Origin of the sequence: Methylomonas sp. MS20, assembly GCF_050275925.1 — a bacterium.
Lineage (GTDB): Bacteria > Pseudomonadota > Gammaproteobacteria > Methylococcales > Methylomonadaceae > Methylomonas > Methylomonas koyamae_A.
This window is the reverse complement of the sequence record NZ_CP189962.1, coordinates 1,471,881-1,496,003: the sequence shown is the minus strand read 5'-3', so window position 1 is coordinate 1,496,003 and position 24,123 is coordinate 1,471,881. Positions and strand designations below refer to the sequence as shown.

Genomic DNA, 24,123 nt, shown 5'->3' with positions numbered 1-24,123 from the left:
AACCAGCATATCGATTCAGCCTATACGCCGGAGTTAATAGATACATATCAAGCCTACCAAAATCAAAAAATTGGAATCCAAACTAACATCCCCATAGACGGTATCCTCTACAACAACATCGGTCAACCGCTGATCTGGGACCCCAATACCCACTGGGGTCAGTTCAATCAATTTCGCGAGATCCGAAGTTTTATCCGCAGTGTGGCCGACTTTCATCTGGCGAGTTGTTTGTTGATTGAACGAGTTACTTACCTTCGATCTAACATATTTCTCTCTGGCAGGGTTAGGAAAGTCCATTTCATTCGTTAGGCATGCGCTAAAATGGATAAAGACTTGAGTACCTCAAAGAAAACTGCCATAGCCTGCATACTTTGGTTTGCACTTTGCGCTGTTGCATTTAGCAATGCGGGCTTTAATATTTTTTTTCTTATTGCTTTACCAATTGCCGGTATATGGTGGATGGTTTGGTTCGTGCGATTAATGATTTATCGGTCCCGCCAATACCAGGCTAAAAATAAAAATATCGGCACGAAATATACTTGGATTTATTGGGCATTAGAACCAGCCACGCTAATAGTGTCTTTGGTTTTATCGAATTTTGGCGTTTTTTCTTATATTCGATTTATGGCAAGCGAACAGGCTCTTACAAACTATGCGGAGCATGTTCGTGCCGGAAAAGTTGATCTTGCTTTTGAGTTTCAACACCCGCCGCGTCAAGTCGGCTTATACACGGTGACGGTCACAGATTTACTGGCTGATGGAACGGTAAGAATGATTACATCTTCACATTCGGTTATGGATAAAGCTGGTTTTGCTAATTCACCAAATAATCCACCACTGAAGCTGGGCGAAGATTCTTATAAACATATTTATGGACGATGGTGGTATTGGTATGAAAGCTGGTAATTCCATGCCCAAACGAGTCAGGGCGAGTTTCTCTCGGATCCTCCCCACACGACCTATGCGGGTCCGCTGTGCAAGTAGATGAAACACGGTAATGACAACGTACCCACTGGTCTTTGATCGACACTAATCCCTCCGACATTAACCACGCGTTATTCATTGCCATCTGCGTAATTGGTGTCCGCGACATGGCGTAAGGCCCTTTCGAACTGACGTCGGTTTTGATCGCTTCCTTCAGGTTAACGCTCAAACTTACAGTGAATGATCTTGGTGCGCGGCATCGTCACCGTTTAAGCGCCAAGGGTAGAGATTACAGGAGCTTATATATCTGCCCATTAGCAACAGCGCATACACCGTCCGCGCCATTGGTGCAGTTCTGGGACTGGCCGGTAATTTTCCGATAACGCAATAAAAAACCCGCCAAGCCTTACAGCTTGCGGGTTTCTGATCTTCCTTGAGTTTCTCTGAATCGAGAAATGGTGGCGACACCGGGAATCGAACCTGGAACCTCGGGGTTATGAATCCCGCGCTCTAACCGGTTGAGCTATGTCGCCACTGACATCAACTCAAGAGCCGCATAGTGTATGACAAGCTGGTTTTTGTGTCAAACGTTGAAACGGAAATGCATGACATCGCCGTCTTGCACCTTGTACTCTTTACCTTCCAAACGCCATTTTCCAGCATCCTTAGCGCCCTGTTCGCCATTGTAGCTGACAAAATCTTGATAAGAGATCACTTCGGCCCGGATGAAGCCTTTTTCGAAATCGGAGTGGATAACGCCCGCGGCTTGCGGCGCGGTCGCGTTCACGGGAATGGTCCAAGCGCGGACTTCCTTGACGCCGGCTGTGAAATAAGTGGACAAATTCAACAACTGATAGGCGGCGCGAACGACGCGATCCAGCCCTGGTTCATCCAAACCCAGATCCTGCAAAAACTCCTTTTTCTCTTCGTCTTCGAGCTGAGCGATCTCGGCTTCGATTGCTGCGCAGACCGCGACAACCGAGGAGCCTTCCTTTTCCGCGAATGCCCTGACTTGATCCAGCATCGGGTTATCGTCGAAACCGTCGTCCTGTACATTGGCGATGTATAGAGTCGGCTTGATGGTGATCAAGCATAACTCCTTGATCAACTTGACTTCATCGTCACTCAAGCCGAGCGTGCGGACCGGCTCCCCCCGATTCAATTGTTCCAACACCCGCTCCAACACTTCTTTTCGGGCCAATTCGTCCTTGTTTCCGGACTTAGCGATTTTCGCCGCTTTCTGCAATGCCTTTTCGACCGATGCCATATCGGCCAATGCCAATTCGGTATTGATCACCTCAATATCGCCGATCGGATCGACCTTGCCCGCCACGTGAATAACGTTGTCGTCTTCAAAACATCTGACGACATGAACAATGGCATCGGTTTCGCGGATATTTCCCAGAAATTGGTTACCCAAGCCTTCGCCCTTGGACGCACCGGCCACCAGTCCGGCAATATCGACGAATTCTATCGTCGTCGGCAGTATGCGCTCGGGTTTGACGATTTCCGCCAGTTTATCCATGCGCGGATCGGGGACCGGGACCACGCCGACGTTGGGATCGATGGTGCAAAAGGGATAGTTTTCGGCGGCGATCGTGGCTTTGGTCAACGCATTGAATAAAGTCGATTTACCGACGTTGGGCAAGCCAACGATTCCGCAATGAAGTGCCATGGCAATAATTCAGCAGTGATGAGAGTCGATGAAACCCGGCGGGGCCGGAGTACGAAAAGCCCGGAATTATAGCAAGGAATGGGCCAGCAAACATCAGGACAAACGCGGTATCTCGATGCCAAATCTCCGGATGAAAGCCACTGGATTTAAGCGGTCGCCACGAAAACAATGACGGCAATAGCCGCCTAACGCTTAGTAGTTGTAATACCAACGCCCGGTGTCCCAGCGCCAGTGGTAGTTATATCCGCTAGACCAATAGTTATAGAAGGTCGAACGCCAGCGATCCCAATAGCGGTAGTTGCTTTGCAAGGTTTGCCGAGCTTGGGTAGCTTCCTTTAGCAGCGTACGCGCCTCTTTGTCGCCCTTGCTCGCGGTCATGCTCAGCCATTTTTCGGCCTCGCCGGGGTCCGACCCCATTTCGCCCAAGCCGGTCAAGTACAAACGTCCCAGCGCTTTCTGGGCTTCGAAATGCCCGCGCTCGCCGGCGCTGCGCATCCATTCCACGGATTTATGCGTGTTTTGCTTGATGCCATCGCCGCGAAATAACCGTAATGCTAAATCGTAGGCGGCGGAAGGGTCTTTTTCCGCGAGAGCTTCCAGATCAACCATCCGCTGATTGGCGGCTTCCTCCTCCGGACTGCGTTTGGCCGGGTCGAAGCTTGCGTAATTCCTGGGCCGGTCGGCGCAACCGCTTTCGTCGCAAATGGTAACGGTGTTGACGTTTGCAACCGGCGGCGGCGTCTGCGTACACCCCGGCAAAGTCGCGATTTCCCATAGAATTGCTATCCAGAACGATGCTTTCATATTTGTCGGTCTCGTTATCGCGTTAGTTTCTAACTTGAGCTATCATGCCGGCCTATCTTATTTGCTAATCGGCGCGTTAGACAACTGGTTTTCACGTTCACCCCCGTGTATTTTCAAAGAGAATTGACCCACACAACTGAGGAGTTTTTATGAGCAAACGGCCCACTAACAAAATCTGGCTATCGGCTGTCATGGCGACCCTAAGCGGCTGCGCCACGCAACAAGCGGGATTGCAAACGGGCGGCAGCAGCCAAATGGTAACCGGTTCCGCGGGGGGAGCAACCAGTGTGAATGCGAATAAATCCTTGGAGCGTTGCACTACCCCGCTGGGAACCTTGGCCGTCGCCGACGGCCGCTTCAGCGGCTCCAGCAACGTAACTACGGTCGAACCGTTGATTCGGCTGGCGGTGCAACAATCGAATTGCTTTGTTTTGACCTCTATCGGCAACCGCGCCACCCGGGCGCTGATCAATGAAATTACCGGCGAACAGCGCGACTCCGGCGAATACCGCTCAGGCTCCAAGCAACACAAAGGTCAACGCGTCGCCGCCGATTATCTGCTCGATCCGCAAGTCATTGTCGCCAACGAAGCCACGAGCGGCAATAGCAACAACATCGGCGCCGGTCTGGTCGGCATTGGTCTGAGCGCGGCCGGCCTGGGCGCGCTGGGCGCGGCCGCTGGCGCCTTGTCGAACTCGGTGGAGACCAGAACCTCGGATGTGGCATTGACCTTGACGGATATCCGTTCGACGGTACAAGTCGCGATTTCCTCTGGCAGCGCGACCGCCAACAATACCAATTTTTCCGCGGCCGCCGGTATCGGCGGCTGGGGTTATCTGCTCGGAGGCGGGGTCGGCGGCGGTGTCAGTTCCTTCTCGCGCACGCCGGAAGGCCAAGCCATCGCGGCGGCATTCTTCGACGCTTACAACAATATGGTCATCGCCGTACGCAACTATAAAGCGCAAGACGTACAAGACGGTTTGGGTACCGGCGGTTCGTTGAAAGTAAAATAGCGCCAGGCCGGCACTCGTTAAAGGCGCTTAACCGGCGCCTTTAACGAGTGCCGCGGCGAATTCAACCGTCTTTGGTCAAACCGTTGGAGTACACCACGATACGGTCCCGGCCGCTGGTTTTGGCTTGATAAAGCGCCAAGTCGGCGCAATGAATGATGTCGTCGATATCGATGGCTTCGTGGGTATCGTGGTAACCGCTATCGACGCAATGCAAACCCACGCTCAACGTGACGCTGACCGATTCCAGCCCGACATGCCAGCGCAAGGTCTTGATTTCCTGCCGGATACGTTCCGCCAACGCGTAGCCGCCCTCGCAGCAAGTATTGGTGAATACCAGCACGAACTCTTCTCCGCCAAACCGAACCAGGATATCGCTGGCCCTGACCAGTTTTTTGAGTGCTTCGGACACCCCTACCAGAACTTCATCCCCAAACAAGTGCCCGTAGAGATCGTTGATGCGCTTGAAGAAATCGATATCCATTACCAGCAGGCAGAAGCTGTTCCGGTAGCGCTTGTGATGCGAGATTGCGATTTCCACTTGGTCGTAAAAGTAGCGGCGATTGTGCAATCCCGTCAGTTGGTCGAGCATCGACATACTGGCGAAATGGTCTTTGAGTTGCTTGGTCTCGGCAACCAATGACTCCAATTGCGAGGTTCTTAGCGCAATCTGCTGATCCATTTGTCGCAGCAATCGCCGAGTCGTTATCAATTGGCCCAACATGTTCTTGTAGATTTCCAGTAAGCGCATATGCCAATCGGTGAAGAAATACGGCAGCGGATGCGAAACGTTCAAGACCCCGATCAATTGCTCGTCGCAAGTAAACACCGGCACACTGATCAACGAACCCGGCATCGCGGCGCTGTCGCTTTCCGAGCTGAAGCGTTCGTCCTCAAGGCAGTTCTGACAATACTGCAATTGCCCGGTCGAAGCGGCCAAACCGATCACGCCGTCCCCGACCTTGAATCGGGTCGTGTCGCCGGCCGGCACCTCCGGCAAGTTCAGTTCGACAAAACTCAGGCCGACCACATTGGTTAACCAGCCATCGCCGTCCACCGCAAAAAAAGAACAACGTTCCATGTCCTGATTTTGGATCAAACTGGCCAAGGCCCGGCGAATCAATTGTTTTTCATCGTCGGCCTGATAGCTGACTTCCGACAGTTCTTTAACGGTCGAAAGCGCGTTGAACAAGTCCACCACCAGATCGTGCATGCCGAATCCGTAAGCACCGCCGTTCGTCCCGGAACCATAACTATTGTCGGCCATCAGTTCCCCATCACGTAGGCCAATTGCTGCATTGCCACCCGGCTTTCCAGCAACTGCTCGGCTATCGCGTTCAACGTCTCGATCGGCAACCGCAACGCCTGACAATTCTGCAAATAAGCGGCCGGCTCGAATTCGACGCCAGAGGCGAACTCCGCGCTGAACCGTCGACAAAGACGTAACAAATCCAACAACGACTGCTCCTGCCCGACATCATCGTGGCGTTGATACTGAGACAAAACCGACTGATACAACTCCGGCAAATGCCATTTTTTTAATAAGGCCGCGCCAATTTGAAAATGACTGAGACCAAACTGACCGCTGACCAAATCGGTCACTCGTTCCGGACCACGCTCGGCGGTGATAAAGATCTGGTTAAGTTGATCCGGCGCCAGAAATCCCAAGGCCAATATACCGATGTCCAATAACAAGCCGCTGGTATATACGGTAGACGGCGCCAAATGTTGCAGCGCGCCTATTTCCGAGGCCAGCTTTTGCGCGGCGACCGCCGTGACCAGGGAACGCATCCAAAAATAGTCGCTTTCGAAAGTTTGACATTTACCGGTATCGAACTGGACGTTAAAAATGACCCCTAACGCCAAGCCCTTGACTAAATCCAGCCCCAAAACCTGAAACACCGCGCTCCGAATGTCGGTAGTCGTCTTGCCTCGCGAAAAATACGCGGAATTAGCCAATCCCAACAGGCGGGCCACTAAACTCGGCGACGTCGAAAGCGCCGCGACCAGGCGGTCAATGGAAATATCCGGCGTGTTAATCGCCTGCAAAATTTGCAAACTGGCTTGGGGCAATACCGGCAAATTTTTTAGCGCCCCGACTTGCAACTGCAAGGTTTCCATCGCATTCACTAGCGTCTATCTCGCGAAAAGCCGGAAATTTTTAGACTGACGACCAATCTGCGATAGTCGTTCTCGGGCAGTGCATCCCGAAAAATCGGCAACCTCTCGACACTTCCGCCATCCGTCCGATAATGCAAAATAGTCAGCATCCGAGTTGTCACCGTAGTTGATTCGATTCGTATCGGCTGAAATGCTTCAAGGTCCGCCGATATTTCCCAGCCGCCGCCCGGAGTATAGCGCAGAAAAAATGGCCGTGTTTTTCGAAACACCCCGCTGTTAACCGCCGTCAAAATCAATAAGCCGGCCGCCGCCAACCGATAGACCAACGGCATGCCGTTCTCAAAGCAAGCGTACAGTGCCGCGGCGTGCAGGCCACACAACAACTTGAGCGCCGATCGCGACTCGCGGACGGCAAACTGCAACGGAGGTTCGAAATTTCGCTTCATTAAAACGATCTCGCGATCAGGCTACGGTAAACTAATAGCGGAATGCCACCTTTAAACTTAAACATGAACACCGATACGATCGACAAACTGCCCGACAATCTTGATCCGCGTGACGAGCATGCCACTCTTTACCCGGCCACCGGGCTAGCCGCGATCGAGGTCATCGGCGCCGACAGCGCCCGGTTTTTGCAAGGTCAGCTGACGTGCGACATTCAGCAGATCAGCGAAACCCAAGCCAGTATCGCGGCTTTTTGCAACGCGAAGGGTCGGGTCATCAGTACCTTGCTGGTGATAAAAAAAACCAACGGCTATTGGTTGGTAATGCCAACCTCGCTAGTCACCCCGGTTATCGAAAAACTGCGCAAATACGTGTTGCGCGCCGCCGTGACTCTCGGCGACGCCAGCGACCGTCTAAGCGTCGCCGGGCTGACGATTGCGGCCGGCCACGAATTCCACTCGCTTCCGTTGCCGGAGAAGGATTGGTCGGTCGGCCACGCACCGCTAACGATAGTCAAACTGCCCGGCCGCCGCCGGTTTTTGATCTTGGAAAAGCACGATAGCGCCATACTAACAGACTTAATTAGCCGACCTGAAACCGATTGGCGCTACCAGGATATGCTTGACGGTTTGCCTTGGTTCGATGCGTCTCAATCCGAACAACACTTGCCGCAAATGCTCAACATCGACGGCCTCGGCGGCATCAGCTTCACCAAAGGCTGTTACACCGGCCAGGAAATCGTCGCCAGAAGCCATTATCTTGGTAAGGTGAAACGGCAATTGCTTGTTGGCGGCTGTGCCGGCGAATTGACGATCGCACCGGGTACACCGGTGTTGGATGGCGACACAGGTCAAACCGTCGGCAGCGTGCTGAGCTCCGCTCACAACGGCGACACCCGCTTGCTGCTGGTATTACACGCGCTTGAAGGCGAGTCAAAACGCTTTATACTTGGCGACGAACATCAGACGCCGCTTAGTTTAATCCTCGCCGAATAGGGCACAGCATCATGCAATTCAAATCCGTCAACGACTTTTTAGCCCATGTCCAAGCGGAACTGGACGCCAATCGTTTGGTGCTGCCGACCCTGCCGGACGTGGCGATCAAGGTTCGCGACGCCGTCAGCAAGGGCGACGTGACCGCGCAAAGTCTGGCCGAGATCATTGCCACCGACGCGGCGATTTCCGCGCGGCTGATACAAGTCGCCAACAGCCCGCTCTATCGCGGGGCGATGGAAATCAAAAACATCCAGATGGCGGTGACTCGCCTGGGTAACAACACCATCCGAACTTTAGTCACCAGCCTGATCATGCAGCAAATGTTCGCCCCCAAATCGGCCTTGCTGGAAAGTTACTTCCGAACGATCTGGGAGCAAGGCGTCAACGTGTCGGCGATCTGCCGGGCACTGGCCGGTTTTGCTCCGCATCTGAACGCCGACGAAGCCATGCTGGCCGGCTTGATACACCAAATCGGCAAATTGCCGATACTCAGCCTGGTCGAGAATATCCCCGAATTTCGCGACAGTCCGTCCCGCCTCGACAAGTTATTGGAAAAAGCCCACCCGCACGTCGGCAAAATCATCATGGACACCTGGCATTTTCCCGAGGAACTTAAACCGGTGCCTTCCGAATACGTCGACTTTCAACGCGACGCGGGTCCGAAAGCCGATTACGTCGATTTAGTGCAAGTCGCGTTTCTGCAAAGCGTGGCCGGCACCGACCACCCGGCCTGCCGGGTCGATTGGCATTCCGTACCGGCCTTCGCCAAGCTCGGACTGGCCGGCGATGCCGAAATTCTCGAAATCGAAGGCGTGTCCGAAGAAATCGAATTAGCTCAATCCCTATTTTTTTAAATCACGATGATAGACCCGCTTGCCGCCGCCCGCTTTCGCCGCTTGGGCACATTAACCATTTTTGCCGTCTACTTCGTGATTCTGGTCGGCGGCATCGTCCGCGCCTCGGGAGCCGGCATGGGCTGCCCGGACTGGCCGACCTGCTTCGGCCAATGGGTACCGCCAACCGACGAAGCGCAGTTACCCGCCAATTATCACGACATCTACGCCCAACGCGGCTACGAGAACACCACTTTCAACCCGGTAAAAACCTGGACCGAATACACTAATCGCTTGATCGGCGCCAGCACCGGCCTGCTGATATTGCTGACCGCCTGGGCTTCGCGCATTTACCTGAAAGGCGACAAGGGGATCTTCTATCTGGCTGTGACGGTGTTTCTGCTGGTGGGCTTCCAGGGTTGGTTGGGATCGGCCGTCGTCGCCAGCAATTTAAAGCCGTTGATGATCACCCTGCACATGTTGTTGGCGCTGGGCATTGTCGCATTGTTGATCTACGCCATCGCCCGCTCGCAACAACCGCTGTTGGCGCAATTGGACGGCGGGTGGCAAACCCCGCGATTCGCGCTCTTGCTGAAAATCGCGATCGGCATGACCTTGCTGCAGGTTGCGATGGGAACCCAAGTCAGGGAATCGGTGGATTTCATCGCTCACCAGCACAGCTATATCGATCGCCAATTCTGGCGGGATAGCTTTCCCATCATTTTTTACGTACACCGCTCGTTCTCGTCGATCATCCTGTTCACCAATCTGTGGTTGGCCTGGCAAATCGTCGCGCACACCTCGCCCGGCAGTCTGTTGCGGCGCATGGCCTATGCCCTGTGCGTTCTGATCGTGACCGCGATTCTGGCCGGCGTCAGCCTAGATCGCCTGGGTTTTCCGGCCACCGCCCAACCGCTACATCTGCTGATGGCGAATCTGATTTTCGGCGCTCAATTTTTCATTTGGATTTGTCTGAAATACGCATCTGGGCGCCCTGCCTAATCCGTGGACGTTTTATCCAAATTATCAATAAGTTAAAAATAAACCCGGCAAACTGAGGTACAATGGTCGAGTGACCCGGTATCAACCGGGGCGATCTCTTTTTTTCCACAGGTAAATTTAATGTCCGAAACCCCCGCCGCCACGCCTTCCTTCAAAGATCTAGCGCTATCCGACCCCATTCTTAAAGCTCTAGAGGGCATCGGTTACGAAACCCCCTCGCCGATTCAGGCCCAAATTATCCCCTTCGTGATGTCCGGCCGCGACGTGTTGGGCCAGGCCCAAACCGGTACCGGCAAGACCGCCGCCTTCGCTTTACCGATTCTGACCCGAATCGATCTGAAACAAAAAGACCCGCAAGCCTTGGTGCTAGCCCCCACCCGGGAGCTGGCCATCCAAGTCGCCGAGGCTTTTCAAAGCTACGCGGCGCATATCAAGGGCTTTCACGTGTTGCCGATTTACGGCGGCCAGGATTACACCAGCCAATTGCGGCAACTGAATCGCGGCGCGCATGTCATCGTCGGCACGCCGGGCCGGGTCATGGATCATATGCGGCGCGGGACTTTGAAACTGGACCAATTGACGACGCTAGTGCTCGACGAAGCCGACGAAATGCTGCGGATGGGCTTCATCGACGACGTCGAATGGATTCTGGAGCAAACCCCGCCGACCCGGCAAACCGCGCTGTTCTCGGCGACGATGCCGGCCGAAATCCGCAAGATCGCCCAGCGCTACCTGAATCAGCCAGAGCAAATCACGATCAAGGTCAAAACCACGACCGCCGAGAACATCCGCCAGCGCTATTGCTTCGTCAACGGCCAACACAAAATGGATGCCTTGACCCGGATTCTGGAAGCCGAGAATTTCGACGGTATGATCATCTTCGTCCGAACTAAGACCGCCACGGTCGAAGTCGCCGAAAAATTGGAAGCGCGCGGCTTTTCCGCCGCCGCGATCAATGGCGACATGTCGCAGGCCCTGCGCGAGCGGGCGATCGATCATCTGAAAAGCGGCAAACTGGATATATTGATTGCCACCGACGTGGCCGCGCGCGGTTTGGACGTGGACCGGATTACTCACGTCGTCAACTATGACATTCCCTACGATACCGAATCCTATGTGCATCGGATCGGCCGTACCGGCCGCGCCGGCCGCACCGGCGACGCGATACTGTTCGTTTCGCCGCGCGAAAAACGCTTGCTGGCCAATATCGAACAAGCCACCCGCCAGAAAGTCGCGGAAATGCAATTGCCCTCCACCGAGTTTATCAATAATGCCCGCGTGATCCGCTTTAAACAGCGGATTACCGACACACTGGCGTCGGCGGAGCTGAGCTTTTTCCACCAACTAATCAGTCAGTACCAAGTCGAACACGACGTACCGGCCATCGACATTGCCGCCGCGCTGGCGCAATTGCTGCAGGGCGACACCCCGCTGCTACTCAAGGACTCGGGGAAAAAACCGGCCCGGCCGGCCGACGACAAACCGCGCGAACGAGGCGAGCGCGGCCCGCAGCGCGAACGCGGCCGAGGCGCCAGTCAAGTCGAAATGGAATTGTTCCGAATTGAAATCGGCCGTAACGACGGCGTCAAACCGGGCAATATTGTCGGTGCGATCGCGAACGAAACCGGCATCGACGGCGAACATATCGCCCGGATTAAAATCGAGGAAACGTATAGCACCGTCGAATTGCCGGCCGGCATGCCCAAGGACTTGTTTCAAGCACTGAAAAAGGTCCGGGTCGTCGGCAAGCCGCTGAATATCTCCCACTTCGACCCGGCAGCCATCAAGAAGGCTAAAAGCAAAAAGCGGGTCGGTTCGCCGTCGAAACGCGCCAAACCGCAGGAATGACCCCGGCGGCGGACCGACCTCCCCCCGGTCAGTCCGCCGAACTGTTGACTTCAACCCGGCCTTGTTCGATGCGGGCCTGAAATACCGGTACCCGCACCGCGGCGTCCTCGAAACAAATCCCGCTCCGCAGACTAAAATGCTGCTTGTACATCGGCGAGGCCACCATCGGCTCACCGCCGATGTCGCCCACCATCCCGCGCGACAATACGTTGGCTTGGCTGAAGGGATCGCGGTTGCCGATCGCGAACACCGCGTTCAAACGGGGCAGAAAAAACAACGCGACTTGCTGGTCGGCCAAGCGGGCGCAAATGCCGGAGTCCGCTTGCAAATCCTCGACTCGGCATACTTCTGTCCAACGGCTCATCAGGCAGCCTCCTCGATCAGTTTAAAATGCTTGCGTTCGTCAGGATCGGCCGGCCGAATTTGACCTCGTTCCTCGACAAACACGACATCGTCGTCGCCCAAATCACTGTTGACGAAGTGCCGGAAACGTTTCAAGCGGGTTTCGTCGGCCAGCGTGGTTTTCCACTCGCATTGATACGTGTCGACGACATGCTGCATTTGCCGCTCCAGATCGGCGGCGATCCCGAGCTTGTCGGCCATCACCACCTCTTTTAAGTAAGCCAAGCCGCCGTCCAGGTTTTCCAGCCACACCGAGGTACGCTGCAAACGCGCGGCGGTGCGCACGTAAAAAATCAGCAACCGGTCGATATAGCGAATCAAGGTTTCCCTGTCCAGATTGGTCGCGAACAGATCGGCGTGGCGCGGCTTCATCCCCCCGTTACCGCACACATACAAGTTCCAACCGTTTTCGGTGGCGATCACGCCGATGTCCTTACCCTGCGCTTCGGCGCATTCGCGGGTGCAACCGGACACCGCCATTTTGATTTTATGCGGCGCCCGCAAGCCTTTGTAGCGATTTTCCAATTCGATCGCCAGACCGACGCTGTCGTCGACGCCGTAGCGGCACCAAGTGCTGCCGACGCAGGATTTCACGGTGCGTAAGGATTTGCCGTAAGCATGACCGGACTCGAAGCCGGCCGCGATCAATTCCCGCCAAATCGCCGGTAATTGCTCGACCCTGGCACCAAACAAATCGACGCGCTGACCGCCGGTGATTTTGGTATACAAACGGTATTTTTTAGCGACTTGGCCGAGCACGATCAACATTTCCGGGGTAATTTCGCCGCCGGCGATGCGCGGAACCACCGAATAAGTGCCGTCTTTTTGGATGTTGGCCAAAAAGGTATCGTTGGTATCCTGCAAACCCACATGCGGTTTTTCCAATATGTAGTCGTTCCAATACGAAGCCAAGATCGAGCCAACCGCTTGCTTGCAGACATCGCATCCCAAGCCGTGTCCGTGCCGGTCCAACAACTCGTCGAAGGTCTTGATCTGGCCGACCATCACCAAATGGTACAAGTTCTGGCGGGTATGCGGAAAATGCTCGCAAAGATCGGTGCTGACCGCGACGCCGAGTTTGGTCAGTTCGCTATCCAGCACAGACTTCAACAAGGCACTGCAACCGCCGCAGCCGGTGGCGGCCTTGGTGGCGGCTTTTAAATCGCCGATGCTGACGCAACCGGCGGCGACGGCATCGCAAATTTGGCCCTTGCTAACGTCGTGACAGGAACAGATTTGGGCACTGGCCGGCAAGGCATCCGCGCCGAGTCCGGCCGGCGCATCGCCGCGCGCCGGTAAAATCAGCGTATCCGGTTGCGCCGGCAGTTCTATACCGTTCAAACAATATTGCAGCAAGGTGCCGTAATCGGCCGCGTCGCCGACCAGCACCGCCCCCAATAAGCGCCGGTTATCCGCGCTGACGACCAGCCGTTTGTAGATTTCGCCGGCACCGTCCTGATAGCTGTAGACCAGCGCACCGGGGGTCCTGGCCTGAGCGTCGCCGATACTCGCGACATCGACCCCCATCAGCTTCAATTTGGTACTCATGTCGGCGCCGGTAAAGGCCGCGTCGGCCTCGGCTAAGTCGGCCAGCACGGTTCTGGCCATCGCGTAACCCGGCGCGACCAAACCGAAGATTTGGCCGTTCCAGCAAGCGCATTCGCCGATCGCGTAAATATCCGGATCGGAAGTCCGGCACTGATTGTCTATCGCAATCCCGCCGCGCGACCCGGCCGCCAGACCGCTGGCGCTAGCTAGTTCATCGCGCGGTCGAATCCCGGCGGAAAACAACACGATATCGGTTTCCAGATGACTGCCGTCCACAAAGGTCATCCGGTGCAAGGCCGTTTCGCCGTCGATGATCGCGGTGGTGTTTTTATTCAAATGGGTAACGACGCCCAAGGCCTCGATTTTCCGCTTCAACATCGCGGCACCGCCGTCGTCGAGTTGCACCGCCATCAGCCGCGAGGCGAATTCGACGACATGGGTTTCCAAGCCTAAATCCTTCAAGGCCTTGGCGGCTTCCAATCCCAACAACCCGCCGCCGATCACGGCACCGATTCGGGATTCGGCGGCGGCGGCCTTGATGGCCTCCAAATCTTCTATCGTGCGATACACCAGACAACGCGGGCGATCCCGGCCGGCGATCAGCGGTACGAACGGATAGGAACCGGTCGCCAAGACCAGTTTGTCGTATTGGATGATCTGGCCGTTTGCGGAAATCACGTGTTTCCGCTGGCGATCGATACCGATCGCTCTGTCGCCCAGATGGATCTCGATACCGTGCCGTTCGAAAAAGCCTGTCTCGACCAACGACAAATCGTCGGCGGTCTTACCGGCGAAGAAGGCCGATAAATGCACCCGATCGTAAGCCGGCCTCGGCTCCTCGCAAAACGTCACCACACGGTAGCGGCCAGCGATTTCGCTTTCGACCAAGCCGGTTAAAAAATGCTGGCCGACCATACCGTTACCGATCACGACCAAGGTTTGTTGCGTGCTCATCCGCGACTCCTGTTAATTGGGCTGAATTGCTCCGAATCCGCTCACTTTGCGAACGAACTCGGGTACAGTCGTCGTGGAAACTTTTGTTCAGGCCAAAAAAAAGGCGCCCTGGCGAATGATTAACATCATTCGCGCAGGACGCCTTTGTCCAGGTCTAATACGGGGGCAAGTCCAACGACGAGACTTGACTAGTATCAATCAAATTCCATGCCACAACTCTCTTTCTATTGATTTACAACGATTTTATAAAATTCACGGCGCTCGACCGCGACGATCAGCGCACCCAAACAATGCAAACCAACAAAATATTCGCACCAAACTGGCCCACGATTGACCAAGACCCATGCCCAATGTCCAACGCTTCCCTCTCCGTCTATCGCTTGAGCACACGGTCGCGCGGCCGTATCAACACCGCAACCGTCTTGACTCGTTGAAGTCGCTGGCATGCAATCTGCTTTCCGCTTACCAAATTCAATCGTTCGGATCTTTCATGACTTTTACGCCGTTCAAGTTACTGTCGCTACAAGGCAAGGCCAAAGTGCTACACATGAGCTGGATGGCCTTTTTCATCAGCTTCGTGGTCTGGTTTAACCATGCTTCGCTGCTGGTTTTGATTCAGCAAGACCTGGGCATCAGTCAAACCGAAATCGACATTTTGTTGCTACTGAACGTGGCGCTGACGATTCCCGCCAGAGTCGCGACCGGCATGCTGGTGGACCGGTTTGGTGCAAAAATCAGCTACAGCGTGTTGTTGGCGGTTTGTAGCATTCCGTGCTTTATGTTCGCCGCCGCCGACAATTTCGCAGAATTGGCTTGGTCGCGATTCTTGCTAGGGTTTATCGGTGCCGGTTTCGTGGTTGGCGTGCGTATCATCGGCGACTGGTTTCCGGCCAGCCAGGTCGGCACCGCCGAAGGTATTTATGCCGGCTGGGGCAATTTCGGCTCGGCATTCGCGGCCATTTTTCTGCCAGGCCTGGCGTTTTATTTCGGCGCAGAGCACGGCTGGCGCTACGCGGTGGCGCTAACCGGCGCAATCGCGCTGCTTTACTCGATCGTTTATTACTTTAGCGTGGAGAATTTGCCTCCGGAATTGGCCGGCCTGAAAACCCGACGTCCGCTGGCGATGGAAGTCTCCAGCATCCGCGATCTGTTTTTGTATATGTTCAGCCTGATACCGTTGTACGCGACGATTTCGCTACTGGCCTGGAAGCTGGCGATGCCGGCAACGCCGGTGTTGAGCCAGGATTGGCATCTGGGAATCCAGTTGACGGTGTGGCTGCTGTTTCTGGCTCACGCTCATCAACTCGTCAACAACAACGCCGACAAACTGAGCGCCCCCATTCCCAGCATCCACCATTACCGCTACCAGCAAGTGTTCATACTAGCGATCGCGTATCTGGTCACGTTCGGGTCCAAATTGGCGGTGCTATCGATGTTACCGATGTTTTTTTTCCATACCTTTCACGAGACCCAGGGCATAGACATGCTTGATGCCGGCCTGCTGGCCTCCAGCTTCGTGGTGACCAATGTCGTCGCCCGGCCGGCCGGCGGCTGGCTCAGCGACAAGATCGGCCGCAAACTCTCGTTGACGCTGTTCGTGGCCGGACTTGCGGTCGGCTATCTGGCGATGGCCTGGATTTCGCCGGACTGGTCCATCGCCTTGAGCGTGGCCGTCACGTTGATTTGTTCGGTGTTCATGCAAGCGGCCGAAGGCGCCATCTTTGCGTTCGTGCCGTTGATCAAGCGTTCAATCACCGGCGAAGTCGCCGGTATCATCGGCGCTTACGGTAATGCCGGCGCCATCGTGTTTCTAATCTTGCTGACCTTCGTCTCCACATTCAGCTTTTTTCTGATGTTGGGCGGCGCGTGCGCGATCCTACTCGGGTTGATTTATTTTCTAAGGGAACCAAAAAACTTTATCACCGAAATCATGCCGGACGGCAGCTTGGTACAAATCGAGCTGGATTGACGATGACAGTGTTGAATGTCTTAGTCGTGGACGAATTCGACAGCGACCGCGTGCTGGAACGCACACTACGCCAACACGGCTGCGAAGTCGCCACGTTGAAGCTGCAGGAGTTGGATATGCTGCGCATCGTGCAAACCTTGCACCCGGACGTGGTGGTACTCAATCTTTACACCCCTACCGAGCCGATTCTGAAAACCATCGTCGAAATCAATCAGAGCTATTCGTTGCCGGTGGTGATGTTTGCGGAGGACCAGCAAACCGAAACCATCAACAAAGTCATCAAGGCCGGCGTCAGCGCTTACATTGTGGACGGCCTGGAAGCGAAACGCATCAAATCCATCGTCGATATCGCAATCGCCCGTTTCAAGGAACATCAGGCGCTCAAGGACGAATTAAAAAAAACCAAGACCCAATTGGAAGATCGCAAGCTGGTGGACCGCGCAAAAGCGATCCTGATGAAATCGCAGGGCTTTAGCGAAGAACAGGCTTACCATGCCTTGCGTAAATTGGCGATGGACCGCAACATGGCAATCGGCGAAATGGCGAAGAACGTGATTTCGATGGCCGAACTGTTCAAGTAGAGTCACCTCTACGAGCCAAGAACTACGCTAGTCTCCTTGCTCAGCGTATCGCCTTACCGGAAACTGGTTGGACACCCGACTCCCGCCCCGCCGAATGGCGGCTCCGATAGATTATCGGCCCGAATACTGGGAGACAAACCTAGTGATATCAATAAGACACCCGCCACCACTAGCACTACCCGGCTAATTCCTGCAACTACTCGATTTCGACTACTTATCAACATGAACAGCTCCTAGAAATCATTGAAAACCAAACGTTTACGCAGCAGCTTAGCCGCCGCAAAAAACGAGGCACCGGAACAGTTGCAGTATAATCGATTCGCTACCATCAAGCCCGCCAAAAAATCGGTCGCACCGTTTGACATCGCTGAAAATGATGGCGTTGAACAGCCACCTGTCAACTGAGCAAAAATGCTAACACGTTTTTTGACTTTCGTGTACATTGAAGCCAAATTCGGTAAACAGTCCCGACCTATCGGCCAAGCCTCTTTAGTTTTAATCGATTCCTAATGGTTTATTCATTCGGGATTCAGCTTGCGTGACTAGACTTTTCCTTAACAATCTTGAAATGGAGTCATCATGTTGAAAACCACGCTGGTAGTCTGCGTCGGATTCGTTTTTCCTAATTTTGCGATGGCCGACGACCACGGGCACGGGCACCGCAAACACGGTCACCATCATCGCGAGCCGGTCGTCGTGGAGCACGTTTACCGCCCGGCTCCCGCATTACAACCGCGTTACGCGCAAATGCCCGGCACTAATCCAAGCAATGATCGACGTTCGACCGAAGGCTTGGTTGGCGGCGCGCTCGGTAGCGCGGTCGGCTACGAAATCAGCAAGGGTGATCCGCTGGGCGCGGGTTTGGGCGCTGCCGCCGGCGCGTGGATAGGCAACGGCATCGGCCGCTAAGCCTTGATAGATCAAAACCGCTTTCGCGGCACTAAAGTTCGGGAGGGAGTCTTGAAAACTAAAACATCCAAAGTATCGGCCGGGCATTTGGCCGTAGAGAGACTGTTGAACGTACTGTTGTTTTTTATCGTGTTTTACTACAGTTACTACGTATTTTGCTTGACCTAATTCGGCCGAAATACTCGCACCTCTCGCCCCGCCAGACAGCCGGACAACACGGCTGTCAAGGCGACTGATCTTGCAAATAGCTGTCGACCGCTACACGGCTATCGGCCGGCAGTTTCTTGGACTTCAAGGTTTGTTTTAATTTTGCCTGCAGTCGCGCCAGCAACCTGGGCTGGTCCACCAGCTTATCCATCAGTGTTTGTAGGGCGCTGAAGGCATTGAATCGAACCGCTTCGTCAGGGTCGTTCAATGCCGCTATCAAGGCATCGTAGACCGGCAGCGCTGGTTGATCGAAATAACCCAGACTTTCCGCCGCCGCCGCACGAACTTTCCCGACTCGATCTTGCCGCAAGGCTTCCAATAGATAGCGACCGGCCTCCGGAGTCGGATAGGCCGCCAGTTGTTGAGCGCCTGCGATACGTTGCGCGGGATCGTGATCGCCGAGCCACTGTCTGGCGGTTTCCACCTGTTCGAGGTCGACACTCTCTTCTTCGGCGATCTGCTCCGGGGTAGACGCTCCACCGCCGGATTCGGCTGACGAAGCAAGCTGGTGCAAGTCCGGCATGGACCGGGACGCCTGAATTGGAACTCCTCCCGCCGCCGGGCAAGGCCGAACGACGCGGACCTGTTGCCAAATCGGCAACAGGCCCAATGCGAGATAAGGCGCCATAAGCAACGCCCCAACCAGGACTAGCGACACTCTCACGCCGATGGCGGCAGGTCGCGCGGCACCTGCCTCAAGCAATCAAGGCGCTTGCAAAGTGCCGTTGGCCGTCGTTGCCGTCGGCGTGGAATTCGGGCAAGCCGGCTGCGACCAGGCGTCCCAATAGCCGCCGGTTCCAGTCAGAATCAATTCGTCGCCCTTGGCCGCGCCGGTCAACGCCGTTTGTGCGGTACCGGCGGCATTCATGTTGGACGTGGTGATGCCGGTACCGGCCGGATGCATGCCCAATGCTTCGCGAACCCGCCAAGCGTAGGCATGATCGCGGCAGGAGGTATCGCCGGAGACGCCGATTGCGCCGACTTTATGGCCACCACTATAGATAGCCAATCCGCCGCCGAATACGTTCACCCCGCCGACCCGTTTGTTTTTCAAAGGATCGCTGTTAGTGCCGTAGGCATTCGGACTGCCCGCGTAAGCCCGGCTGGCATCAACCGGATTGCTGTGCTGTAGACCGTACAAACTGCCGCCAGGCTGCACCGCCGAGTACAAGTTACCGGTGGAGATGGCGTAGCCGTCCAGACTGAAGGCGTTGGCGGTAAAGGCTTTTTGAGCCGAAATGACCCGACTGCCGAGCCATTCGGAGTTACCTGCCGCCGAGCCGGTAGTGCCGCTGGTGGCGACGTGGCACACCTTGCCGGTCTCGTCGACCACGGTCACCCACATATTCAGTCCATAACCTCCAGTGCTTGCGGCTTCCGCGGCACTGATCGCGTCGGTCAACGCCGAGCGCGAAACATCGCTGCAAGCCGCGGAAACGGTTTGCGCGGACAATACCAGCGCGGCGCTACCCAGGCTTAAGGCCAACAGTTTTTTTGTTTTCATAGTTGCTTCTCTCGTTATTTGATTATTCTGGAATGGCCCCGCGCGTTGAGCGGGAATTTATTTATAGCAAAGGCCCGCCATCCTGTCTAACGGTTTAGCTGGCGCTAATATTGCGACATCCACGGCGCGCACAACACCAATACTAGCGCCGCGAACAACCCGGCGACGACATCGTCCAACATGATGCCCAAACCACCGTGGACGCGACGGTCCAGCCAGCCGATCGGCCAAGGCTTGGCGATGTCGAAAAATCTGAACAACGCAAAACCCAGCGCCAAGTTCCGCCACGAAAACGGCACCCAGGCCATCGCCAACAACAAGCCGGCGATTTCGTCCCAAACGATGCCGCCGAAATCGTGAACTTGCAGGCGCGCGGCGGCGTAATCGCACAAATGAATGCCGACCGCGATGACTACCGCCGTCGCCAACCAGTAGCCCCAAAAACCGGTTTGCAACAAGGCCGCGTAAACCGGCACGGCCGCCAACGTGCCGAAGGTCCCCGGCGCGCGCTTGGCCAAGCCGGCGCCGAAACCGAACGCCAAGAATAGCCTGACATCGCGCAAGATGTCGCCTGCCGATAAGCCAGCCTTACCGTAGGACGCTCTAAAGAAAATGCTCATAACCGGTAAACTCCAACAATTCGATAGACCCGGCGCGGCGCAGACGGAGGCCGGATTCGACTTCGATGACGCCGATTTTCCGGCAACCGGCCGGTAGCGCGGCGGACCGATCCGGTGGCACCGTAAAGCAAAGTTGATAGTCGTCGCCGGCGGTGAGCGGTAGCCGCCAGTCGCCGGTTTCGGCCAAATAGGCGTCCATCGCATCGGAAAACGCCAAGGCCGACCAGTCCAGACAGGCGCCGACCCCGCTTTGCGTCAAAATATGCCCCAAATCGGCCGCCAATCCGTCGGAAATATCGATACAGGCGTGAGCGATGCCCCGCAACGCCAACCCCAGTTCGACTCTAGGCTCGGGCCGATGAAAACAGCGTAGTGGGATTTCAGGGAACGCGCAGCGATAACCTTGCTTGATCTTCAAACCCAACCCGGCATCGCCGACAGGTCCGCTCAGATACACAAAATCGCCAACGTTGGCCGCCGAGCGGGTCAACGCCGCCCCGCTCGGCACCGTGCCCATCGCCTGCACGGTCAGCGTCAACGGTCCCGACGTGGTATCGCCGCCGATCAAATCGACATTAAAGCGGCGAGCCAGCGTCAAAAAACCGCGCGAAAACGCTTCCAACCAAGTCGGCTCCACTTTGGGCAGGGTTAAGGCCAAGGTCACCGCAAACGGCTCTGCACCCATCGCCGCCAAATCGCTGAGGTTCACGGCCAGCAACTTGTGACCCAAATCCTCGGGCGCGGCATCGGCGAAGAAATGCACGTTTTCGACCATGGTGTCGGCGGTGATCGCCAAGTGCTCGCCGGGCGGCAGACTCATCAGCGCGCAGTCGTCGCCGATTCCGAGTTTGTTGTGAGGATGGCGCGGCGCGTCCGCCGCGAAATAACGGCGAATCAGATCGAATTCGCCTAGTCGTTCAGGCATGAGCCACCCAAGAAATCGCCATCGCACCGGTCGTCAGACTTTCGGCAACCCTTGCTTCTGCTTAGCGGCGATTTCGACCGCTCGCTGAGTCTGGGAAACTTTGTCAAGAATGCCGTTGACGTATTTGTGGCTACCTTCCGCGCCGAAACACTTGGCCAAGTTAACGGCTTCGTTAATGATGACTTTGTACGGCGTTTCCAACCGGTAAATCAACTCGTAAGCGCCTATCCGCAATATCGCTCGCTCAACCGGATCGATTTTTTCGATGGGCCGATCGACAAAACCGGCCAACGCCGCATCGACGACATCCAGTTGTGTTGGCACGCCGTGAAAAATCTCGTTGAAATAGCTTTTCTGCGCACCCTTCAGATGCTCTTCTTCCAGGAAATAGGTTTCGATGCGGCTCAGGCTATCGCCCGACATCTGCCATTGATACAGCGCCTGAACCGCGCATTTTCTGGCGTTGGTTTTGGCTTGACTCATTAAAGGCTCAGGTTGTTGAACAGGCTGACCATTTCGATGGCGGACATCGCCGCTTCGGCGCCCTTGTTGCCGGCCTTGGTGCCGGCCCGCTCGATGGCTTGTTCGATGCTGTCGACCGTCAACACGCCGAAGCTGACCGGCACGTCGTACTGCAACGCAACTTGGGCGATGCCCTTGACGCATTCGCCGGCCACATATTCGAAATGCGGCGTCCCGCCGCGAATCACCGCGCCCAGTACGATGATCGCATCGTATTTTTTCGCGGCCGCGATGCGTTGCACCGCCACCGGCAATTCGAAAGCGCCCGGCACTTTGATCAACTTGATATCGGCTTCGGCGGCGCCGTGGCGGACCAACGCGTCGATGGCGCCGGCTTCCAACTGGCCGACGATGAAGCTGTTGAAACGCGAGGAAACGATGCAAAACTTGCCGCCCTGGGCCGACAAATGACCTTCTACAATACTGACTGACATAACTTATCCAATGGGTTTGAGCGATGACGACGCGGCGGCCGGCACCGAAACACCGGTCGCCGCGCAAATAAAAAGGCCGCTAATTTTACGCGGTTTCGGCGTGCGGCGCCCCGAAAAAATCGCGATCAAACGCCGAACTCGACTTGCTCGACAATTTCCAAATCGAAGCCGGCCAAGCCGATGTAATTTTTCTTGGCACCCATCACCTTCAGGCGACGCACGCCCAAATCGGCCAAGATTCGCGAACCGGTACCGGTGGTGCGCCAACCGACTTCTGCGCTGGCTTGGCTTTTGATGCCGTTGTCCTGCATCTGGTAAGCGTGGATCAGTTCGACCAGCGCCTTGTTGTTCTCATTCTGGCGAATCAACACCAGCACGCCGCGCCCAGCTTCGGCGATCCGCCGCATGGCCTCGCGGATCGGCAGACTGCAATCGCTACGCTTGGAGCAAAACAAATCGTCGACGACATTGCGGGCATGCACCCTCACCAGAACCGGTTCGTCGCCAGCCACCTCGCCCAACACCAGAGCCAGATGGACATTGTCGTCGTTACGGTCTTGATAGGCGTAGAGCCGGAAATCGCCGAACTCGGTCGGATACGCGCATTCGGCAATCCGTTCCAACGTGTTTTCGTGCTTGATCCGGTAATGGATCAAATCGGCGATCGTGCCGATTTTCAGATTGTGCTGCTCGGCGAAGGCTTCCAGATCGGGACGACGCGCCATCGAACCGTCGTCATTCAGGATTTCGACGATGACCGCCGCCGGCTCAACGCCGGCCAGGCGCGCCAGATCGCAACCGGCCTCGGTGTGACCAGCCCGGTTCAACACGCCACCGGCCTGGGCCATCAGCGGAAAAATGTGGCCGGGCTGCACCAAGTCGCCGGGCTGAGCGTTCGGCGCGACGGCGCGTTGCACGGTCAAGGCCCGGTCTGCGGCGGATATGCCGGTGGTGACGCCCTCGGCCGCCTCGATCGATACCGTGAAATTGGTCGTGTAAGGCGTTTTGTTGTCATTAACCATCAGCGGCAAGCGTAATTGCTGGCAGCGCTCGCGGGTCAGGGTCAGACAGATCAGGCCCCGGCCGTATTTGGCCATGAAATTGATGTCCTCCGGGCGGGCAAACGCGGCGGCCATCAATAAATCGCCCTCGTTTTCCCTATCCTCGTCGTCCATGATGATGACCATTTTGCCGCGTCGCAGGTCTTCGATAATCTCTTCGGTTGTGTTCATTGCATGAATCCCGCGTTATGTAACAAAGCTTCGGTGACGCCACCGCCGCAGCGGGCGGCCGCTTCGCCTTTCATCAGTCGCTCCAGGTAACGGGCCAGCAAATCGACTTCCAGGTTAACGTTGCCGCCGACTTCAATCTGGCCGAGCGTGGTTTCGGCCAAGGTATGCGGCACGATGTTGACCGAAAAAAACGCGCCGTCGACGCTGTTGACGGTCAGACTGATGCCGTCGATGCAAATCGAACCTTTCTCGGCGATATATTTGGCCAGCTCGTCGGGCGCCTTGAACTTGAAACGGATCGACCGGCCGTCCGGCTGCTTTTCGACGACGCCGCCGATGCCGTCCACGTGACCGCTGACGATGTGGCCGCCGAGGCGGCTGGACGGCATCAGCGCCAGTTCCAGGTTGACCGGGGTGCCGGCCACGGCGTTTTTCAAGGTGGTTCGCGACAAGGTTTCGTTGGACACATCGGCGACGAAATGGTGTTCGCCCAACTCAACCGCCGTCAGGCAGACGCCGTTGACGGCAATACTGTCGCCGAGCGCGGCACCCGCCAGCGACAATTTGCCGGTGTGTATTTGCAGACGGCAGTCTCCGCCGCGGGCCTGTATCGCCGAGATTCGGCCGACCGCCAGGATGATTCCGGTAAACATGATGAAA

At 55.9% G+C, this 24,123-nt stretch carries 25 protein-coding genes and 1 tRNA gene; 10 read left to right on the top strand and 16 right to left on the bottom strand.

Annotation, left to right across the window (positions count from 1 at the left end; all coding sequences use genetic code 11):
* Nucleotides 1-321: 321 nt before the first annotated feature.
* Nucleotides 322-906 carry a hypothetical protein gene (locus tag ACQE3D_RS06580; RefSeq protein ID WP_313728631.1) on the top strand — a complete coding sequence of 195 codons (585 nt, stop codon included), beginning with the start codon at nt 322-324 and terminating at the stop codon, nt 904-906.
* Between the two features lie 474 nt (nt 907-1,380).
* On the opposite strand, the gene ACQE3D_RS06575 is transcribed toward ACQE3D_RS06580, so the two are convergent.
* The 3 genes from ACQE3D_RS06575 to ACQE3D_RS06565 all read right to left on the bottom strand — a co-directional run bounded on the left by ACQE3D_RS06575 (nt 1,381) and on the right by ACQE3D_RS06565 (nt 3,403).
* Nucleotides 1,381-1,457: transfer RNA gene (locus ACQE3D_RS06575), tRNA-Met, on the bottom strand.
* Nucleotides 1,458-1,507: 50 nt separating this feature from the next.
* Nucleotides 1,508-2,599, bottom strand: a complete 1,092-nt coding sequence (ychF, locus tag ACQE3D_RS06570; RefSeq protein ID WP_071155038.1) for a redox-regulated ATPase YchF — start codon at nt 2,597-2,599, stop codon at nt 1,508-1,510.
* 192 nt (nt 2,600-2,791) lie between these two features.
* Nucleotides 2,792-3,403, bottom strand: coding sequence for a tetratricopeptide repeat protein (locus tag ACQE3D_RS06565; protein ID WP_064028996.1), 612 nt, complete (start codon nt 3,401-3,403; stop codon nt 2,792-2,794).
* A 149-nt stretch (nt 3,404-3,552) separates the two neighbouring features.
* Here ACQE3D_RS06565 and ACQE3D_RS06560 point away from each other — a divergent pair, with 149 nt between their 5' ends.
* Nucleotides 3,553-4,416 (top strand): hypothetical protein, encoded by an 864-nt coding sequence (locus ACQE3D_RS06560; protein ID WP_281022643.1) that lies wholly within the window; start codon nt 3,553-3,555, stop codon nt 4,414-4,416.
* 61 nt (nt 4,417-4,477) lie between these two features.
* On the opposite strand, the gene ACQE3D_RS06555 is transcribed toward ACQE3D_RS06560, so the two are convergent.
* From ACQE3D_RS06555 to ACQE3D_RS06545, 3 genes are read right to left on the bottom strand one after another with little or no spacing between them, the layout of a single operon-like run.
* Nucleotides 4,478-5,680 (bottom strand): sensor domain-containing diguanylate cyclase, encoded by a 1,203-nt coding sequence (locus ACQE3D_RS06555; RefSeq protein WP_313728633.1) that lies wholly within the window; start codon nt 5,678-5,680, stop codon nt 4,478-4,480.
* The gene (locus ACQE3D_RS06550) at nt 5,680-6,534 is read right to left on the bottom strand and encodes an HDOD domain-containing protein (RefSeq protein ID WP_313729453.1); all 855 of its coding nucleotides are present in this window, start codon (nt 6,532-6,534) and stop codon (nt 5,680-5,682) included. Before ACQE3D_RS06550 ends, ACQE3D_RS06555 begins: the two co-directional genes overlap by 1 nt.
* Nucleotides 6,535-6,542: 8 nt before the next feature.
* Nucleotides 6,543-6,980 carry a protein YgfX gene (locus ACQE3D_RS06545; RefSeq protein ID WP_064028986.1) on the bottom strand — a complete coding sequence of 146 codons (438 nt, stop codon included), beginning with the start codon at nt 6,978-6,980 and terminating at the stop codon, nt 6,543-6,545.
* 63 nt (nt 6,981-7,043) lie between these two features.
* Here ACQE3D_RS06545 and ACQE3D_RS06540 point away from each other — a divergent pair, with 63 nt between their 5' ends.
* From ACQE3D_RS06540 to ACQE3D_RS06525, 4 genes are all read left to right on the top strand, one after another.
* Entirely contained in the window at nt 7,044-7,973 is a 930-nt protein-coding gene (locus ACQE3D_RS06540; RefSeq protein WP_313728634.1) for a YgfZ/GcvT domain-containing protein, read from the top strand.
* Nucleotides 7,974-7,984: 11 nt separating this feature from the next.
* Nucleotides 7,985-8,827, top strand: coding sequence for an HDOD domain-containing protein (locus ACQE3D_RS06535; RefSeq protein WP_064028981.1), 843 nt, complete (start codon nt 7,985-7,987; stop codon nt 8,825-8,827).
* A gap of 6 nt (nt 8,828-8,833) precedes the next feature.
* Nucleotides 8,834-9,808 carry a COX15/CtaA family protein gene (locus ACQE3D_RS06530; RefSeq protein WP_313728635.1) on the top strand — a complete coding sequence of 325 codons (975 nt, stop codon included), beginning with the start codon at nt 8,834-8,836 and terminating at the stop codon, nt 9,806-9,808.
* 120 nt (nt 9,809-9,928) lie between these two features.
* Nucleotides 9,929-11,656 (top strand): DEAD/DEAH box helicase, encoded by a 1,728-nt coding sequence (locus ACQE3D_RS06525; protein WP_313728636.1) that lies wholly within the window; start codon nt 9,929-9,931, stop codon nt 11,654-11,656.
* 28 nt (nt 11,657-11,684) lie between these two features.
* Here the strand turns inward: ACQE3D_RS06525 and nirD are convergent, their stop codons facing one another.
* Both nirD and nirB read right to left on the bottom strand, forming a co-directional pair.
* Nucleotides 11,685-12,020 (bottom strand): nitrite reductase small subunit NirD, encoded by a 336-nt coding sequence (gene nirD, locus ACQE3D_RS06520; RefSeq protein WP_064028975.1) that lies wholly within the window; start codon nt 12,018-12,020, stop codon nt 11,685-11,687.
* Nucleotides 12,020-14,560, bottom strand: a complete 2,541-nt coding sequence (nirB, locus tag ACQE3D_RS06515) for a nitrite reductase large subunit NirB (RefSeq protein ID WP_313728637.1) — start codon at nt 14,558-14,560, stop codon at nt 12,020-12,022. The genes nirD and nirB overlap by 1 nt, the downstream gene beginning before the upstream one ends.
* A gap of 490 nt (nt 14,561-15,050) precedes the next feature.
* Here nirB and ACQE3D_RS06510 point away from each other — a divergent pair, with 490 nt between their 5' ends.
* The 4 genes from ACQE3D_RS06510 to ACQE3D_RS06495 all read left to right on the top strand — a co-directional run bounded on the left by ACQE3D_RS06510 (nt 15,051) and on the right by ACQE3D_RS06495 (nt 18,019).
* Nucleotides 15,051-16,529, top strand: a complete 1,479-nt coding sequence (locus ACQE3D_RS06510) for an MFS transporter (protein ID WP_313728638.1) — start codon at nt 15,051-15,053, stop codon at nt 16,527-16,529.
* Nucleotides 16,530-16,531: 2 nt separating this feature from the next.
* Nucleotides 16,532-17,110, top strand: coding sequence for an ANTAR domain-containing response regulator (locus ACQE3D_RS06505; protein WP_313728639.1), 579 nt, complete (start codon nt 16,532-16,534; stop codon nt 17,108-17,110).
* A gap of 243 nt (nt 17,111-17,353) precedes the next feature.
* A complete protein-coding gene (locus tag ACQE3D_RS06500; RefSeq protein ID WP_157197878.1) occupies nt 17,354-17,515 on the top strand; it encodes a hypothetical protein in 162 nt (53 codons plus the stop codon).
* Between the two features lie 174 nt (nt 17,516-17,689).
* Entirely contained in the window at nt 17,690-18,019 is a 330-nt protein-coding gene (locus ACQE3D_RS06495; RefSeq protein ID WP_064028967.1) for a hypothetical protein, read from the top strand.
* A gap of 223 nt (nt 18,020-18,242) precedes the next feature.
* Here ACQE3D_RS06495 and ACQE3D_RS06490 read toward each other — a convergent pair whose 3' ends face one another.
* From ACQE3D_RS06490 to ACQE3D_RS06455, 8 genes are all read right to left on the bottom strand, one after another.
* Nucleotides 18,243-18,749 carry a HEAT repeat domain-containing protein gene (locus tag ACQE3D_RS06490; RefSeq protein ID WP_313728641.1) on the bottom strand — a complete coding sequence of 169 codons (507 nt, stop codon included), beginning with the start codon at nt 18,747-18,749 and terminating at the stop codon, nt 18,243-18,245.
* A 180-nt stretch (nt 18,750-18,929) separates the two neighbouring features.
* Nucleotides 18,930-19,730 (bottom strand): GlcG/HbpS family heme-binding protein, encoded by an 801-nt coding sequence (locus tag ACQE3D_RS06485; RefSeq protein ID WP_064028963.1) that lies wholly within the window; start codon nt 19,728-19,730, stop codon nt 18,930-18,932.
* Between the two features lie 104 nt (nt 19,731-19,834).
* The gene (locus ACQE3D_RS06480; protein ID WP_313728643.1) at nt 19,835-20,350 is read right to left on the bottom strand and encodes a phosphatidylglycerophosphatase A family protein; all 516 of its coding nucleotides are present in this window, start codon (nt 20,348-20,350) and stop codon (nt 19,835-19,837) included.
* Nucleotides 20,334-21,275, bottom strand: coding sequence for a thiamine-phosphate kinase (gene thiL / locus ACQE3D_RS06475; RefSeq protein WP_313728644.1), 942 nt, complete (start codon nt 21,273-21,275; stop codon nt 20,334-20,336). Before thiL ends, ACQE3D_RS06480 begins: the two co-directional genes overlap by 17 nt.
* A 33-nt stretch (nt 21,276-21,308) precedes the next feature.
* Nucleotides 21,309-21,758 carry a transcription antitermination factor NusB gene (nusB, locus tag ACQE3D_RS06470; RefSeq protein ID WP_313728646.1) on the bottom strand — a complete coding sequence of 150 codons (450 nt, stop codon included), beginning with the start codon at nt 21,756-21,758 and terminating at the stop codon, nt 21,309-21,311.
* Nucleotides 21,758-22,231 (bottom strand): 6,7-dimethyl-8-ribityllumazine synthase, encoded by a 474-nt coding sequence (gene ribH, locus ACQE3D_RS06465; protein WP_064028955.1) that lies wholly within the window; start codon nt 22,229-22,231, stop codon nt 21,758-21,760. Before ribH ends, nusB begins: the two co-directional genes overlap by 1 nt.
* A 125-nt stretch (nt 22,232-22,356) precedes the next feature.
* Nucleotides 22,357-23,463 carry a bifunctional 3,4-dihydroxy-2-butanone-4-phosphate synthase/GTP cyclohydrolase II gene (ribBA, locus tag ACQE3D_RS06460; RefSeq protein WP_313728647.1) on the bottom strand — a complete coding sequence of 369 codons (1,107 nt, stop codon included), beginning with the start codon at nt 23,461-23,463 and terminating at the stop codon, nt 22,357-22,359.
* On the bottom strand, nt 23,460-24,116 hold the full coding sequence (locus tag ACQE3D_RS06455) for a riboflavin synthase (RefSeq protein ID WP_313728648.1): 657 nt from the start codon (nt 24,114-24,116) through the stop codon (nt 23,460-23,462). Before ACQE3D_RS06455 ends, ribBA begins: the two co-directional genes overlap by 4 nt.
* Nucleotides 24,117-24,123 lie beyond the last annotated feature (7 nt).